This is a genomic window from Streptococcus sp. 5004 (assembly GCF_013276755.1).
In the GTDB taxonomy this organism is placed as follows: domain Bacteria; phylum Bacillota; class Bacilli; order Lactobacillales; family Streptococcaceae; genus Streptococcus.
The window spans coordinates 187,783-202,248 of sequence record NZ_VMLP01000002.1; the positions used below are offsets into that span (position 1 = coordinate 187,783).

The 14,466-nt window shown below is 38.0% G+C and carries 17 protein-coding genes and 1 pseudogene; 2 read left to right on the plus strand and 16 right to left on the minus strand.

What is annotated here, in order from left to right; genetic code table 11:
* Positions 1 to 7: 7 nt before the first annotated feature.
* The 16 genes and pseudogenes from spxR to dhaK form a co-directional block, all read right to left on the minus strand.
* A complete protein-coding gene (gene spxR / locus HT685_RS01010) occupies positions 8 to 1,285 on the minus strand; it encodes a CBS-HotDog domain-containing transcription factor SpxR (protein WP_173227059.1) in 1,278 nt (425 codons plus the stop codon).
* Entirely contained in the window at positions 1,278 to 1,829 is a 552-nt protein-coding gene (locus HT685_RS01015; RefSeq protein WP_173227057.1) for a GNAT family N-acetyltransferase, read from the minus strand. The genes spxR and HT685_RS01015 overlap by 8 nt, the downstream gene beginning before the upstream one ends.
* Positions 1,830 to 1,844: 15 nt before the next feature.
* Complete coding sequence (locus tag HT685_RS01020; protein WP_173227055.1) at positions 1,845 to 3,104, minus strand: UDP-N-acetylglucosamine 1-carboxyvinyltransferase; 1,260 nt, start codon at positions 3,102 to 3,104, stop codon at positions 1,845 to 1,847.
* Positions 3,105 to 3,499: 395 nt separating this feature from the next.
* Positions 3,500 to 4,858: a sodium-coupled multidrug efflux MATE transporter PdrM gene (pdrM, locus tag HT685_RS01025; RefSeq protein WP_173227053.1), complete on the minus strand. Its 1,359-nt coding sequence runs from the start codon at positions 4,856 to 4,858 to the stop codon at positions 3,500 to 3,502.
* A gap of 10 nt (positions 4,859 to 4,868) precedes the next feature.
* Positions 4,869 to 5,129, minus strand: a complete 261-nt coding sequence (locus tag HT685_RS01030; RefSeq protein ID WP_173227051.1) for a hypothetical protein — start codon at positions 5,127 to 5,129, stop codon at positions 4,869 to 4,871.
* 13 nt (positions 5,130 to 5,142) lie between these two features.
* A complete protein-coding gene (locus tag HT685_RS01035) occupies positions 5,143 to 6,411 on the minus strand; it encodes a dihydroorotase (RefSeq protein ID WP_166731708.1) in 1,269 nt (422 codons plus the stop codon).
* Positions 6,412 to 6,423: 12 nt separating this feature from the next.
* Positions 6,424 to 6,888, minus strand: coding sequence for an 8-oxo-dGTP diphosphatase (locus HT685_RS01040; RefSeq protein WP_001135768.1), 465 nt, complete (start codon positions 6,886 to 6,888; stop codon positions 6,424 to 6,426).
* Between the two features lie 9 nt (positions 6,889 to 6,897).
* A complete protein-coding gene (locus HT685_RS01045) occupies positions 6,898 to 7,551 on the minus strand; it encodes a uracil-DNA glycosylase (protein ID WP_173227049.1) in 654 nt (217 codons plus the stop codon).
* 61 nt (positions 7,552 to 7,612) lie between these two features.
* A pseudogene (locus tag HT685_RS01050) lies at positions 7,613 to 8,304 on the minus strand (YjjG family noncanonical pyrimidine nucleotidase).
* Between the two features lie 120 nt (positions 8,305 to 8,424).
* Complete coding sequence (locus HT685_RS10325; protein ID WP_341774809.1) at positions 8,425 to 8,643, minus strand: hypothetical protein; 219 nt, start codon at positions 8,641 to 8,643, stop codon at positions 8,425 to 8,427.
* A gap of 41 nt (positions 8,644 to 8,684) precedes the next feature.
* Positions 8,685 to 8,897, minus strand: a complete 213-nt coding sequence (locus HT685_RS10040) for a hypothetical protein (protein ID WP_166731705.1) — start codon at positions 8,895 to 8,897, stop codon at positions 8,685 to 8,687.
* 30 nt (positions 8,898 to 8,927) lie between these two features.
* On the minus strand, positions 8,928 to 9,119 hold the full coding sequence (locus tag HT685_RS10330) for a hypothetical protein (protein ID WP_341774808.1): 192 nt from the start codon (positions 9,117 to 9,119) through the stop codon (positions 8,928 to 8,930).
* Positions 9,120 to 9,407: 288 nt separating this feature from the next.
* On the minus strand, positions 9,408 to 10,139 hold the full coding sequence (locus tag HT685_RS01055) for a hypothetical protein (protein WP_166731704.1): 732 nt from the start codon (positions 10,137 to 10,139) through the stop codon (positions 9,408 to 9,410).
* 645 nt (positions 10,140 to 10,784) lie between these two features.
* On the minus strand, positions 10,785 to 11,159 hold the full coding sequence (gene dhaM, locus HT685_RS01060) for a dihydroxyacetone kinase phosphoryl donor subunit DhaM (protein WP_166731703.1): 375 nt from the start codon (positions 11,157 to 11,159) through the stop codon (positions 10,785 to 10,787).
* Positions 11,159 to 11,734: a dihydroxyacetone kinase subunit DhaL gene (gene dhaL, locus HT685_RS01065; protein WP_166731702.1), complete on the minus strand. Its 576-nt coding sequence runs from the start codon at positions 11,732 to 11,734 to the stop codon at positions 11,159 to 11,161. The genes dhaM and dhaL overlap by 1 nt, the downstream gene beginning before the upstream one ends.
* A gap of 21 nt (positions 11,735 to 11,755) precedes the next feature.
* Positions 11,756 to 12,745, minus strand: a complete 990-nt coding sequence (dhaK, locus tag HT685_RS01070; protein WP_060628397.1) for a dihydroxyacetone kinase subunit DhaK — start codon at positions 12,743 to 12,745, stop codon at positions 11,756 to 11,758.
* Positions 12,746 to 12,898: 153 nt separating this feature from the next.
* Between dhaK and dhaS the strand changes: the two genes are divergently transcribed.
* Together dhaS and dhaQ are read left to right on the plus strand one after the other, a co-directional pair.
* Positions 12,899 to 13,429: a dihydroxyacetone kinase transcriptional activator DhaS gene (gene dhaS, locus HT685_RS01075; protein WP_004254485.1), complete on the plus strand. Its 531-nt coding sequence runs from the start codon at positions 12,899 to 12,901 to the stop codon at positions 13,427 to 13,429.
* A complete protein-coding gene (dhaQ, locus tag HT685_RS01080) occupies positions 13,426 to 14,415 on the plus strand; it encodes a DhaKLM operon coactivator DhaQ (protein ID WP_173227047.1) in 990 nt (329 codons plus the stop codon). Before dhaS ends, dhaQ begins: the two co-directional genes overlap by 4 nt.
* Positions 14,416 to 14,466: the final 51 nt, after the last annotated feature.

The following is a 14,466-nucleotide window of genomic DNA, read 5'->3' on the forward strand; positions in this document are numbered from 1 at the left end:
CTAGTTTCTAATTAATTTTAACGGTCACATTTGCTTTTGAAACAATCTGATGACCATGATAAATATCGTAATCAATAATAGCTGATCGTCTAGTATGGTGGATAATGCGTGCTTGAATGCGCAGTATATCATCTATCTGAACAGCCTGCAAAAAGTAGATCAGCATTTGCTCGATGATGAGATTGCGACCACTATTCACAACTAAATCTTGGGTCATGTGAGTCAGTATCTCCGCCAATACACCGTTAGCTAAAACTCCGTTTTTCTCAAGCATAAAGGGTTCCACTGTAATGACGACTTCATCATGGTGATAAGCGAGTTTTTGACCAATCTGCTCAGAAAAAGTTGGTAGAGCAGAAACTTGAGAACGGCTCATCTTCTCCATGACATCTCGTCTAGTTACAACGCCAAGTAAAGTTTGATTGCTTCGGACAACCGGTACCATTTCAAAGTCTTCTGCTATCATTCGTTGACTCACATTGGCAATATTGGTCGCTAACCCTGTTACGAAGATACTGCGCGTCATCACCTTGTCAATCGTCGTGCTGGGAGACTTGTCTCCTGCGTCACGCATAGTAACAAGCCCAACAACCACTTGGTGTTGATTAACGACTGGGAAACGACTGCTACGATTCTTACGAACCAAATCCAAATAATCTTTGACTGTATCGGTTTCTCTTAGAAAACCATACTCATGACTCGGACGGTAAAGTTTCTCAACTGTCAGAATATCAGTCTTGATTTGGACATTTGACAGGGCTTTATTGATCATGGTCGCGACAGTGAAAGTGTCATGTTTGCTTCTTAAAACTGGAATTCCTTTTTGATTGGCCAGTTTAAGAACATCATCATGAATCTGAAATCCCCCTGTAACCAGAACGGCATTTTCATTTTCAAGTGCTAACAGTTGGATACGGGTACGGTCTCCAACAATCAAGAGTCCCCCATCATGAAGGTAAGACAAAATATTTTGTTCGGTCATAGCACCGATTGAAAACTTACTAAATTCTCTCTCTAAACCTTCTTGCCCAGCCAGAACCTCAGAAGAAGTCACTTCTGCTATCTCAGCAAAAGTTAATCTTTCGATAGCAACTTTCTGGGATTTAACACGTATAGTACCACTTCTTGGACGAGTCTCTACAATTCCACGGTTTTCAGCTTCCTTGATAGCGCGATAAGCCGTTCCATCACTGACTCCCAGATGATTTGAAATACTACGAACACTGACCCTTTTACCAACGGGTAATTCTTCCAAATAGCTTAGAATTTCTTGGTGTTTACTCATTAACTTCTCCCTTTACAAAGCGAAACTCAAGATAATCCCGCATTTTCCTTGTATAGCGATCACTTCCTTTAAACTGACGAATCAATCGAAATCCAGACTTAAGGGCAACCCGTTGACTAGCTTCATTTTCAAGGTGGGTAATGATGGATAATTGTTTTAAGCCAAATTCTTCAAAAGAAAGTTGACAAATTTTTCTAACAACCTCTGTCATAAATCCTTGCGACCAAGCATCTTTTCTCAAAAAATAGCCAAGCTCAGCTTCTTTTTTGATTTCATCTAACTTTTCAAACTTAACAGAACCAATCATTTTTTCAGTTTTCTGGTCACAAATAGCCCATACTCCCAAAGGGGACTTCATAAAGTAATTGGCCAACGCATATTGACTCTCTTCCAGACTTGCCTGAGTCGGGAAAATAAATTGTAAATTTTCAGGATTTGAGGCTATCTCATGGAAGTCTTGACTATCACTAAAAAAGAAAGGACGCAAATACAAGCGATCCGTTTCAAAAAAAGAAAACATTGCTAATTTGGTCCAAATATTCATAAACACCTCTACGGTTTAATCCTCAACAAGTGTAATATTCGCTCCTAGATTACGTAATTTTTCAATAATATCAGAATAACCACGTAAGATAAACTCGATATTGGTAATTTCAGTTTGTCCCTCGGCCATCAAACCAGCAATAACCAAAGCTGCACCCGCTCTTAAGTCGGTCGCTTTAACACTGGCTCCACGCAAATTACGTCCACCCGTGTACAAAATATGACCATTTGTTGTCGAAATGTCCGCATCCATCTTTGCTAGTTCAAAAACATGATTTACACGTTTTTCGTAAATCGTATCAACAATTGTACCACGACCATTCGCTCTTAGTAAAAGTGGGGTAAGCGGTTGTTGCAAATCAGTTGCAAAGCCTGGGTAAGGAGCTGTCTTAATATTGATTGCTTTCAAATTAGACTGTTCCTCGACAAAAATGCTGTCTTCAGATACAGTCATTCTCACTCCCATTTCTTCCAACTTAGCAATAAATCCTTCCAGGTGTTCGTAAAGAACATTATTGATACGAATTCCTTTACCAACTGCAGCAGCTAAAGATATATATGTTCCAGCTTCAATGCGGTCTGGAATCACCTGATGACGCGTTCCATGTAATCTTTCAACACCATCAATAATGATGATATTAGTTCCTGCCCCACGGATGTGGGCACCCATATTATTCAAGAGAGTTGCAACATCAATAATCTCAGGTTCACGGGCTGCATTTTCAATAATAGTACGACCATTCGCTTTAACCGCAGCAATCATCGTATTGATCGTTGCCCCTACACTAACCGTATCCATGTAAATACTTGCACCATGAAGTCCTGTATCTTTAGCAGATAACTTCATGTTATCTCCCTCGTAACTAACAGTGGCACCCATAGCTTCAAAAGCCTTAAGGTGTAGGTCAATCGGACGAGGACCAAGATCACATCCTCCCGGTAGACCAACTGTCGCTTCACCAAAACGGCCTAAGAGGCTCCCATAAAAATAGTAAGATGCACGAAGACTGTTAATTTTACCATAAGGCATTGGAATATTTTGAACACCTCTTGGATCAATCTCCAAGACATCATCATAACGCTTAACAGTAGCTCCCATCAATTCCATAATTTCGACAAGACTCGCTACATCCGAAATATCTGGAACACAATCCAAAGTCACCTCATCATCAGCCAAGATAATAGCCGGAATTAAGGCCACAACACTATTTTTAGCACCACTAATAGTGATTTCACCTTGTAGTGGTAATCCACCATTGATAACAATTTTTCTCATTCTAAGTTTTCAATACTCTTTCAAGATTTCTAATAAGGTCTTTAAAATAAATTATATCATAAATGCAACCTTTTTTCCATCCTTTTCAATTTTATTGTAGATAGTAAGTAATAAATAGGATTAAGTTGAAAGATTGAGTCTATATTTTATGAAACATCTTTTGATACTAAAAAAGCCTAAATTAAGAATTATAAAATACCCCCAAAATTAGATTTTCTATTTTTATCTAAAGTTGACATCTTTTTGCCTTTCTAACTTTCTTCTTACCTTACTATTTTACCGTTTTTGGAAAATACCGTCAAAGTTTTTCTAAAGAAAATTTCACAAAATAAAAAAGAAAACCCTATAGGAATAAGGGATTTTCTTGCTAAGAATATTTTTTCACAAACTTTTTATCATTTATATTTTGCTAAAGATTCAAATCTCTTCATAATCACCGTTAAACGCCAACGGTAGAGCGCCCCACTCACGATTAGACTAATAATCAAACCAATCCAGTAAGAATAAGCTCCAAAATCTGTTAGAGAGTCGAATACCATAGCTACTGGGAGTGTCACCCCCCAGTAACCAACCAAACCAAGGTAAAAAGGAATAACTGTATCCTTATAGCCCCGTAAAATTCCCTGGAGCGGTGCCGCAAAAGTATCTGCTAACTGGAAGAAAAGACTATAAGTTAAAAAGCGTGCTGTCAAATCGATAAATTCTGGATCGTTCCCATAAAGACTAGCCACATTTCCCCTAAAAATGTAAAGGAAAGATAAGGTGAAGGCCGCAAAAATAAGGGCTGTCCATCTTCCTAGACCAATATAGGTTTTCGCATCATCAAATCGCTTGGCTCCCACTTCATAAGACACGACTATCGCCATAGCCGATGAGATACTCATAGGAAAGGCGTACATGAGACTTGAAAAGTTCATGGCTGACTGGTGGCTAGCGATAATCAAGGACGAGAACTTAGCCATAATCAAGCCAACCACGGAAAAGATAGCTACTTCCGCGAAGACAGTCCCCCCAATAGGCAGACCTAAACGAACTCCTTCCTTGATTTTATCCATATTAAGTGGAATTCTTTTCTCAAGGTGTAAGTCTTTGAGCTTCTCCTGTTTAAATAAAACCAGAACAGAAATTCCCAACAAGACCCAGTAGGCCAAAGAAGTCCCTAAACCAGCACCAGCACCTCCCAGTTCTGGAACACCAAAGGCCCCGTAAATCAAAAGATAGTTAAATCCACTATTGAGAGGAAGTAACAAAAGCATGAGATACATAGACAGTTTGGTCAAGCCCAGCGAATCCAGCAAGGAACGAATGACACTAAAGAGCAACAAGGGGATAATCCCGATAGATAAAAACCAGAGATAGCGAACCGCTACTGCTGCCACTGGTACTTCTAGTCCGATATGATTTAAAACGGGTGGTGCCAGGAAAACTACCAGTCCCAGCAAGACCACAGATAGACCCAAGGCCAGATAGATGAACTGGTAAAAATCAGATGCAACTTCTTCCTGTTTGCCTCGACCAAGATGGTGACCAATGATGGGCACCAAGGCCGACACAATTCCTGTTAGGAATGTAAAGAAAGGATTCCAGATACTGGTTGCCATAGACACACCAGCCAAATCCATAGTATTGTATTGACCTGTCATTGCAGTGTCAACAAAAGAGGCAGAATAATTGGCAAATTGGTAGATCAGGATTGGGAAGAAAATTTTTAAAAATAATACTAACTTCTCTCGTAAACACTTTGTCTTATACATACTTCTCTTTCTATTCTGATTTATCTAAACCAAAGAGTTTCAGACCATAGTTTTTCAAACTTATCGGAGGGTTATTAGATTTTGAAGTAGTATGCCAACACGCACATGTACGACAATAATAGCTTCTAACTAAACCTCCATTATCATATTGAACCGCATGATCAGCTTTTTCTTTAGTTTCATATTGAATTTTAGAACGATTAGATGCGGGACAGTAAATTCCGCTATTAGATTTTGCTTGTCTCTCCCTACGTTTTCGAAAATAATTCATATGCCAACTCCTATCAAGCTTGATAGACGATTTGTCCCTTACAGATGGTGTATTTAACCTGCCCTTTTAAGGTTTCACCGATGAATGGTGAATTAGCTGCTTTGGAAGCAAAATGGGAGTCCACAAGGCGGTCAGCCTTAGCATCAAAAATAGTGATGTCTGCTGGAGCATTCTCAGCCAAGTAACCTGCTTCAAAATTGTAAAGCTTGGCTGGGTTGTATGTCATCTTTTCGAGTAATTCCATCAAGCTCAACTCACCAGCTTCCACCAAATAGGTCAAGCCAAGAGATAGGGATGTTTCCAAACCAGTCATACCAGATGGCGCTTTGGTAATATCCTCAACATTTTTTTCATCTGCATGATGAGGCGCATGATCAGTCGCAATAACTGTGATGACACCTGACTTGAGACCTTCAATCACGGCACGACGATCTGATTCCAAACGAAGAGGAGGATTCATCTTAGCATTGCTTCCTTGTGTCAAAAGGAGCGCTTCGGTCTTGGAGAAATGCTGTGGCGCTACTTCTGCTGTTACTTGCACTCCCAATCCTTGAGCAAACTCCACTACTTTAACACTTTCTTCCTTAGACAAATGCTGAATATGAACATGGGCTTTGGTTGCATAGGCAATCATGACATCACGCGCCATCATAGCATACTCAGCCACCCCAGTCGCACCGCAGATATGGAAATGTTCTTTAGCAATATTTTCGTTAAAGCCAAGAATTCCATTCAAACCTGGATCTTCCTCATGAAGACTAATAAAGGTATTAAGCTTTTTAGCTTCCTCCATGGCTTCCTTGACAACTTTACTGCTTTCAAGTGGGATACCGTCGTCTGAGAAACCAACCGCACCAGCTTCTAAGAGTGCTTTAAAGTCAGTCAAATCTTGCCCATTAAAATTCTTAGTAATGGTCGCAACCGTCTTGACATTAATTTTCTCTTTGGCAGCTGACTGGAGAACTTCTTGCAAAGTCTCTATATCCGAGATAGTTGGACTAGTATTAGCCATCATGACGACAGTTGTAAAACCACCTGCAGCGGCTGCTAGGGCACCCGTATGGATATCTTCCTTGTGGGTCTGACCAGGTTCACGGAAATGCACATGAATATCGACCAAGCCAGGAGCAACCACAAGACCACTAGCCTCTAAGATTTCTGCTCCTTCTTCCGTGATTTCCGGATCAATTTTGACAATTTTCCCATCTTGGACTAGAACATCACACACTTGATCCAAACCAGACTTGGGATCCATTACACGACCGTTTTTGATTAGTAGCATCTGCTTTCTCCTTTATTCATAGAAATCAACTTGGGTATCCAACAATTTATCCCCATCATAAACAAACTTGGCTGAAAAGAAGGGTTTATCCTCTAAAAGCCACTCAACAAAGGTGTGATCCCCTTCCCAAGTTGGCTTGCTCAAAACTTCATCATAGGGAACCCATTCCAGCGTCCCCTCATTGCAGTCAATCAAGTCCCCTTCAAACTCTGTCACCTTAAAAACATAGGTGTACCAGTCTAAATCTGGTGTAAATTCAGGAAAAGTGATGACACCTTTTAGAACTGGCTTGGCTTTCAGTCCTGTCTCTTCGAGGATTTCACGCGCAGCGCATTCCTGAGGCGTCTCTCCTCGCTCTAGCTTACCACCCACACCAATCCATTTCCCTTCATGGACATCATTGGGTTTCTTATTACGATGGAGCATAAGCAATTCTTTCCCGTTATCAATGTAGCAAATCGTCGCTAACTGAGGCATATTTTCTCCTTATCTAAGCCAATCGATTGGCTCTTGTCCTGTTTCTTTTAAGAATGTATTTACCTTGGAAAAAGGCTTGGAACCCCAAAATCCTCTATAAACTGACAAAGGACTGGGATGGGCTGATTCGATAATCAAGTGATGAGGATTGGTAACTAAGGCCTTCTTCTTACGTGCATAAGCTCCCCAGAGTACAAAAACGACTGGTCTATCTAGATGATTGACCACCTGAATCACAGCATCTGTAAAAAGCTCCCATATCTGACCAGCATGACCATTGGCTTGTCCAGCAGGAACAGTCAAACAAGCATTAAGAAGCAAGACTCCTTGCTCAGCCCAAGCTGTCAAATCATGAGATTTCTTAACCCCGATATCATCTGACAATTCTTTCAAGATATTTTGCAAGGATGGCGGAGCTGGAATAGAGTCAGGTACAGAAAAACTCAAGCCCTGCGCTTGACCTGGCCCGTGATAGGGATCCTGTCCTAGAATCACCACCTTAACTTCTTCAAGCGGTGTTGTCAAGAGAGCTTGAAAAACCTTTTCCTTGGGTGGATAAATAGTCCCCTGAGCATAGACCTGATTCATAAACTGATTGATTTTCCCAAAATAACCCTCAGGTAATTGCGCCTTAATCAAAGCATGCCAAGACGAATGTTCCATAGCCGACTCCTTCATTTTTACTGCCTCTATTATAGCAAAAAGTGGCTATCTAAACCACTTTTTACAGTTTATCTAAACAATCCAGCAAGTCTTGATAAGAATGGACTTCGTAGGTTGGCTGGGCTTGTGGGGATTTTCGAGGTGATGAGGATTGTACCAAATCGTATCAATCCCAGCATTATTGCCACCTTGAATGTCGGCGGTTAGGGAATCTCCAATCATCAGCGTCTTTTCTTTACTAAAGTCAGCAATCTGTTGACCAATCTTTTCATAAAAGAGAGCATCAGGTTTTTGTGTTTGCAGCTGTTCAGAGATAAAGACTTGATTGAAATATGGTGCCAGACCCGATTGAGCCAAACGTCCTGTCTGAATGGCAGTAATGCCATTTGTCGCAGCGTACAGCTCATAATCACGCTCGATGAGGCTATCTAAAAGTTCATGAGCACCTGAAAAAGTTTGCCCCTGTTGGGCAAGGTAAAATTGGTAACGCTGGGCTAGAAAACTACCGTCTTTTTCCTGTCCAAAGTGAGCAAATAAACGAGAAAAGCGCGTGTTAACCAGCTCTTGTTTACTAATTTTCTTTTGCTCCAAGTCCTTCCAGAGAGCCTTGTTCATGGGAACGTAAAAGTCTTTGTAGGCCTGAATATCTGCAACCCCTTCTTCTTTTAGAAGTTGCGTCAAAGCCACATCCTCAGCAGCATCAAAATCAAGAAGAGTGTTGTCGAGGTCGAAAAGTAAGAATTTGTATTTCAATTTAATGTTTCTCCTTTCTAAATTAAACAACTTTCACTTCAGCCAGTTGTTTAATGTAAAAACTTAAAAGTGGTATAGTATCACAAAGAATAATCGTTCCAATTGATTAACTAATCCATACTATTCTAGTGAATTATAGAAAAATCTCCTATAAATTCGAGTAATAGTTAAAATACATACAAATATGACTCCCAAAATAGATAATACTATCTTCACAAAACTCATTTCCAAACCTATGACATATATATAAAAAAGAGGGGCTAATCCTACACATAGAGACAATAGATAACTACTAAATCTTATCTCTCCGATACCAGAAAAAAATGTTTCATTTAAAATATCCCAATTTTACCTTTCATCTTTATAATCCACTAACAAATCTATTGACTTCTCATTTTTTTGAATAATCTTGACAGCAAATTTACTCCACTTAATGCCACTAAAATTTCAATGGGCAAAAAATAGTAATCCCATATCAAATGAGAAATCAGCAATGATAGAAATAGTATACAGTCAATATAACTATTCTTAAAATATTCTGCACTTACATAATACAGAAATGCCACAACCACTGAAATTAAGACAACCATCATAATACTATTATCCTGTCCTTCTCACTAACGCTATTTCCAAAATTTATTTTTTTTATGACTTAGTAACGCAATTCCAATTAGCAATACACCTAATATAAATAAAAGTATTTCCCAAAATTTATTCTCAGTTTTAATAAAAGGTATAAGATACATACTAACCAATATGGAACTTACTCCTATAATAGCAAATATTATTCTGGCTTTATCACTTAGTTTAAACATATTTAATTCCCCATAAAATAAGCAGTGGCAACGTTTACTGTAACATTCCCCCGTCTTTATGTAGAGATAATCCCCTATCAATACACCTCATCTCTTCTTACTCAATAGCAGCATAATTATTTGGTGATACGAGTTTCATAAGATTTCTCCTCTTTAACGTTGCATGGTTAGGATAGTTCTCTAATCAGTAATCGTCGACTGCGTTTAAAGCACTTTGTTACCTAGATAAGATGTCCTTTCTCTACCTGATTTGATTTTAAAGAGAACTAAGATTTAACCATATTTATCTCATTTCTTATTTTTAAATAATTCATACTTTTTTTCTCTGATAAAGGGAAGTGAGAAATTAGAAAAAATTAGTAGAATTGAAAATAGGTATCCATCTTTTTGCATTACTAAAACATAGCCTAAAAATAAATAGACAATCAAATCTAGTACAAAAAGAGAAAATATCCTCCTTTTCATCATCTCACTTGAATTAAAGATTCTGTTTAATAGAATCTTTATCGTAGTATCTACACAAATTTTTATCAAAAAGATAAGAGCCAATACACGATTAGCAACTGTATCATGAAGAATAAATGGAAATATAGTTAATATAAAACTAGAAATCTCTAAATATTTTATCCAAGGGGATTGAGACATCTTACTTTTAAACTGACTGATTTTCCTATACTCGCTAGCTAATCTAGTATCAAAATCTTTACCAATTATATTAAAGATTAAGAACTCCAGGATAAAAATACTGATTAATACGATATAAGTAGAAACCTTTCCTGGGAAATATTTATTGATTAAAATCGGGAAACTCATTAACAGAATTGAGTTTATAGCCAGACAAATGGATACTATTTTATTCTTCACAGAGTATATAGGTAACGATACTATTGAATAGAGAAACGCTAAAAAAATAAGCAAGAAATACTCTGTGCTGCTAATTAGCGGCGCCCTTAATGATAAAAATAGATAGGCACCCCACACGATGATATGCGCTTTACGAATTGACTCTAGATTACTCATCTACCTACTCCTAATATGTAAAGGGAATCCATTTTTAGTTTACATTCTATTTCAAACAAGTCATAAGCATTTTATGATATTTCCTTCTTCTACATTAGGTAAAGTTGAAATACATTTTTTGCAAGTGAAAATATAATTGTTATTAAAAATCCCAAAAAGATCTATCCTTCTTCTAGACCTAAACCAAGTCAGATTAAAGATACAAATATAATGATAAGGCTTTCTTTTACTTTAGACTACCATAAAACAAGGAATCTTTCAACAAAATTCATTGGCAAACTACTATTCTAGAAGATTGACAGCTCAAATCTTTCAGAATAGAACAATCCTAACTATCGAATACCCTAACTTCATAAATATCTATGTAATTCTAAACCTAGAATTACTATAAACTAAATGTTTTGGCACTCTTCTAATCCATTGATTGCCTTAAATTTTAATTTTTGAATGATTCTAAAGCTAGAATAGTCCCATCACAATCTGTTTTGAATGATTCACAATTTAGAAACACTATAGCTCTACTCCTGTTAAAATAAAAAGGAACTGCATAAAGCAATCCCTTTCTGATTTTGAAATTATTTACTTAAAATTTGATAGTGGAGATAATCAATAGCTCACCTATAAAAAGAGTTATAGTAAAATTCCTTATTTATTAATTTCAATCTCCGACAACTGTGTTTGAATAACTGACAGTTCTGCACCAGCCTGAAGAAGAGCAGCTGCAGTATAGGCACCTTCTACAATTGGAACCCTGTTGATGATGATACTTTTATCACTGAAATCAGCCACCATTTCTAAGTTCATTTTAGCAGAACCTAGGTCAAAAAAAGCTAATAAAGTATCTGCTGGATTTTCGGAAACAACCCTATCTACTTGATCAAAACTCGTTCCAATTCCTCCATCTTCGGTTCCTCCTACATAAGTAATCGGAACATCTTTAGCTACTTCACTAATCAGTTCAACAACACCTTCTGCAATGTGTTTGGAATGTGAAACGATAACAAGACCAATACTTCCCATTAAACCACCCCAGTCTCTAAAAGAGCAGTAAAGAGTAAACCTGATGAAAATGATCCAGGGTCAATATGTCCCAGAGAACGTTCTCCTACATAAGATGCTCTTCCTTTAGTTGCAAGTAAATCTTTGGTAGCATTCACTACCTTATCAATAACCTCTTGAGTCAATTGGCCAGCAGACAAGGCAGCAATAACAGGAGTCCAAACATCAACCATTGTCTTTTCTCCAACTTCTGCTTTCCCACGTTTGACAATCATATCCAAACCACTTTGTAAGATTTCTTCTAATTTCGAATTTGAATCAGCCTTGGCCATGCCCATAAAAGCAGAGCCATACAAGGGACCAGAAGCACCGCCTACCTTACTCAGTAGTTGCATTGAGACAAGCTTAAACACATCACTGCTGGTCTCAAATTTCTTTCCTTCTAAGTTTTCCATAACTGTAGCCATGCCACGCGCCATATTTCCACCGTGGTCTCCATCTCCTATAGGGGTGTCTAGCTCACTAAGGTAATCTTTCTGTTCTTGAATCTTTTCATTAAAAAGCTTCATCCATTCAAGAGCTTGTTCAGCATTCATGCGACATTTCCTCCTTGAGTTTTACCAAGCTGGGGTAGTAACAGGTGCATTTAGAGCATCCAACCACTCATCGTCTGCCAATCGAATCAATGTTAATGACAAGCCGGCCATATCAATTGATGTCATATAGTTTCCAATTTTCTTAAACGCCAACTCAACACCTTTTTCATGGAGTAATTTAGCCACATCATTTGCAAATACGTATTGTTCCATAAGAGGAGTGCTTCCTAAACCATTAATGAGAAGGCCATAGCGTTCTCCAGCCTTAAGTTGGAAACCTTCAGATAATTTTTCAACCAATTCTGAGGCCAATTGTGCTGAAGGTTGCATTTTCTCTTTCTTATATCCTGGCTCACCATGAATACCAACTCCGTATTCAAATTCATCATCTTCTAGAACAAAACCTGGTTTCCCAACCTCAGGAACGGTTGCTCCAGACAAGGCTAGCCCAATTGTTTTAATTTCTAAGACAAGTTTGTCGGCCAAGTCCTTCATTTCAGCTAATGTTTTACCAGAACGAGCTGCAGCACCCAAAATTTTATGGACTAATATAGTACCTGCGACACCTCGACGCCCTTGGGTATAGAGACTATTTTCAACAGCGATATCATCATCAACCACAACGCTTGCTACATCAATGCCTTCCATTTCGGCAAGTTCTTGTGCAATTTCAAAGTTCATAATGTCACCAGAATAGTTCTTGATGACCATGAAAACTCCAGCACCTTCATCAGCCGCCTTAATGGCTTCTAAAATTTGGTCCGGAGTAGGTGAAGTGAAGACTGCTCCACAAATGGCAGCAGACAACATTCCATCTCCTACAAATCCAGCATGACTTGGTTCATGTCCTGAACCTCCACCTGAAATGAGTCCAACTTTTCCTGTCTTTTCTGCCTTTCTAACGATGACATCAAAACCATCTAAGCGTTCTACCAAGTCATCATGCATGAATGACAATCCCTGCAACATTTCATCAACAACTTGTGTCGGTTCATTTATAATTTTTTTCATGAGAAACTCCTTTCGGCATGTACCTTTGTTTTCGCTTTCATTATATATTTTTTATCGCTGGATGATAAGGGACAGATTCTATTATTTGTCCCCTTTTAAACCCGTTTAAAACATTTTTTTGGTAAAATGAAGTAAGTAAAAGAAAGGTTTCCTATGGCATCATCATTTATTACAAAAAAACGGATTGCCAAGGCATTTAGAGACCTATTAGCTACTAGAGAATTTGACAAAATCTCCATTGTAGATATCATGGAATCAGCTGGCATTCGTAGACAGACCTTTTATAATCACTTTCTTGACAAATATGAACTGCTAGACTGGATATTTGAAAATGACTTAACCGAGTATATCACCAATAACTTGGATTTTATTTCGGGCCAAAAACTATTACAAGAATTATTTTTTTATTTCGAACAAGAGCGTGACTTTTATATTCAACTGTTTGATATTCAAGGACAAAATAACTTCTATGACCACTTTATCAGCTACTGTCGCTTGCTTGTATCAAAAATTTTAAGAGAATACGGTCAGATTGATATCGATTCATCTGCTTATACTTGTTTTTTGTTAGACTATCATTCACATGCTCTAGCAGAAATCGTGAAGGCTTACGTCAATAAAAAAAGTCCAGTTCCACAACCAGACTTTCTAATCATGACAATTATTGGAAAGAGACCACAATGACATTTATTTCAAATCATAAACAGAAAATTATTTCAAGTTACATTTCGGCAACTGTCAGCAGTCATCCTGAATTAGAAAAACATCCTACCTTACCATTAATCTATCAAAAAAATCGCAATCCTCATCAGGTTCCAATATTGTCGGGTGGAGGTTCCGGTCACGAACCTGCGCATATTGGATATGTGGGAGAAGGAATGCTTACCGCTGCTATCTATGGCCAATTATTTACTCCTCCTACAAGAACTGAAATCTTAGAGTCCATTCGTTTTTTAAACAATGGTCACGGTGTCTTCATCATTGTAAAAAATTTCGAAGCAGACATCAAAGAATTTAGCTCGGCCATTAACACTGCTAGAAAAGAAGGAATTAAAGTTGGCTATAGTCTAGCACACGACGATATTTCAATTGAACCTCACAATAGATTTCAAATTAGAGGAAGAGGGCTTGCAGGGACTATTTTACTTCATAAAGTTCTAGGATATGCAGCTCAGAATGGTGCCGACATCGAGCAACTAACTGATTTAGGTCATCAGCTTGCTCCCGAAATCGCAACAATTGGCTTTGCAACGAAATCTGCTAGTCTCCCCCAAGCCACCCTTCCACTATTTAACTTGGAAGAAGGAAATATTTCTTATGGTATTGGGATACATGGCGAAGAAGGTTATCGTATCGTCCCATTCCAATCATCGGAAATCCTTGCAAATGAAATTATAAGTAAATTAAGATTGCACTATCATTGGAAAAAGGGTGATCATTTTATATTGCTTGTAAATAATCTAGGCACTACCAGCAACTTAGAAATGGGCATATTTATCAATGATCTCCTTCAACTCTTAGAAATTGAAGGAGTCACTATTACCTTTATAAAATCAGGAACATTTATGACCAGTCTAGATATGGCAGGTATATCCGTAACTCTTTGCCCCGTAAAAAATAAACAGTGGTTAGAAGCGCTCAATGCTCCAACGACAGCATTTGCATGGTAATTTGCTTATATAACTCAAAAGGGCTACATCACTTGATAGCCCTTTGCTTTT